Source organism: Micromonospora sp. NPDC003776 (assembly GCF_053605645.1).
This window is the reverse complement of record NZ_JBSGJR010000845.1, coordinates 1-2,030: the sequence shown is the minus strand read 5'-3', so window position 1 is coordinate 2,030 and position 2,030 is coordinate 1. Positions and strand designations below refer to the sequence as shown.

The following is a 2,030-nucleotide window of genomic DNA, read 5'->3' as shown; positions in this document are numbered from 1 at the left end:
GGGTGGCGTTCCCCGCGCCCCGCCCGGTCCGCGCCGACGAGCGGCTGCTCGGCGGCCTGCTCACCGCCGCCGGCAGCCAGGCGCTGCGCCGCCTGGAGGCGCTCCGCCGGCAGGACGCGGTCACCGAAGGGCTGCGCGACGCGGTCCGGGAGGCCACCGAGCGGGAACGCGCCTGGCGGGCCGAGGCCGCCGCCCGGGCCGACCAGCGGCGCACCGACGCGATCAGCCGGGCACTGCTGGACAACGCGCCGGTCGGCTTCGGCCTGGTCGACACCGCACTGCGCTACGTGCAGGTCAACCCGGCCCTCGCCGCGATGAACCGGGTGCCGGCGGCGGACCACCTGGGCCGGCGGCCCACCGAGGTGCTGCCGGAGCACGGGGCGCGGATCGAGGAGCTGATGCGCCGCGCGCTGGCCGACGGCCCGGTGGTCGGGGTCGAGTTCGCCACCGGCCCACCGGATGCCGTCCGGCGCGTGGTGGCCAGCTACTTCCCGATCCGGATCCGGGACACCGACGAGCTGGTCGGGCTGGGCGTCAGCGTCGTGGACGTCACCGAACGCACCCGGCTGCTGGAGGCGCTCGGCGCGGAACGGGCCCGCTACGAGCAGCTCGCCGCCACCGACGTGCTCGCCGTGTTCGGCGGCGAGGAGGAGCGGATCACCGAGGCGAACGAGGCCTTCCTGGCGCTGCTCGGCTACACCCGGGAGGACGTCGTACAGGGTCGGCTGACCTGGCCCGCCATCACTCCCCCCGGCTGGGCGGAGGCGGACGCGCGGGCGCGCGCCGAACTGGCCGAGACCGGCCGGGCGCGGGCGTACGGCAAGGAGTACCGGCACGCCGACGGGCATCCGGTCCCGGTGCAGATCGGCGTGGTGGCGCTGGAACGGCGCCCGCTGCGCTGGCTGGCGTACGCCCTGGACCTGAGCGCGGAGCGGGCCGCGCAGGCCGAGCTGCGGCTGTTCCAGGCGTTGGTGGAACGCTCCGGCGACTTCATCGCGGTGGCCGCCCCGGACGGCCGGGCCGTCTACGTCAACCCCGCCGGCCGGGCGCTGGTCGGGCTCCGCGACACCGACCGGGTGGACGGGCTGGCCCTGGTCGACTTCGCCGCCCCGGACGTCCGCGAGCGGTGGCGCACCGAGCTGATCCCGACCGCGTTGCGGGAGGGCCACCACCGGACGGAGAGCCGCCTGCTCCGGCTGGACAGCGGCGAGCAGCTCGACGTGGACCACCAGACCTTCACGGTGACCACCGGCGACATGTGCCGGTACGCGAACCAGAGCGGCGGGAACGCGCCGACGGCGAAGGAGAGGTCGACCAGCGTCCAGAACCAGGGAATGTCCCGGACCGGGCCGCAGATCAGCGCCAGCGGCACGATCCCGGCGCAGGCGATCATGCCGAGCTGGACCACCCAGACGTTGCGCACCGGGTCCCGCAACGGTCCCCAGAACGCCACCGCCAGCACCAGGTGGGCGAAGGCCAGCCAGTCGGTGCCGTACAACATGAACGGGTAGCGGTCGCCGGTCTCGACGAGCCCGGTGTGGACCCGGGCGATCCAGTGCACCAGCGCCGGGAACTGGCCGGCGAGCGGGTCGAGTGCCCGCAGCAGCCACCGCACCTCGATCTCCAGCGGGAACGCGGTCACCCCGCTGAGGAAGAGACCCACCACCACGACCCACAGCCACCGGCGGACCCGCCGCAGCCGCTCCTCGACGTCCATACCCGCAGCGTAGTGATGATCTTCGTGCCGCCGGGTCCCGTGCCGCATGACCTCGCTCACGCGCGCCATGATCGCCCTCAATCCCCGCCGGTCCCGTGCTGAGCGGACGCGATCGAACTCCATCCGGAAGTGGTGGCCGGCCACGAGCGGCGAGGCCACCACTTCCCGGATCGAACACGATCTCGCGCCCGATCGGGGACGGTCAGGCGGCGGGGCAGCCGTCGCGGTGTGCGGCGACCGGGCGGAAGGCACCGGCCAGCCGGGAGCGCCGGCGGGACCGGCGCGGCGCACAGGCGGCGCAGGACTGCGCCGC

2 pseudogenes are annotated in these 2,030 nt (G+C 75.0%); one reads left to right on the top strand and one right to left on the bottom strand.

The annotated features are described in order from the left end of the window. Positions 1–2: 2 nt before the first annotated feature. Positions 3–1,151, top strand: a pseudogene (locus tag ACWEVO_RS35630) (PAS domain-containing protein); the annotation flags it as partial. A 95-nt stretch (positions 1,152–1,246) separates the two neighbouring features. On the opposite strand, the pseudogene ACWEVO_RS35625 reads toward ACWEVO_RS35630, so the two are convergent. After that, positions 1,247–1,717 (bottom strand): annotated as a pseudogene (locus ACWEVO_RS35625) (hypothetical protein); the annotation flags it as partial. Positions 1,718–2,030 lie beyond the last annotated feature (313 nt).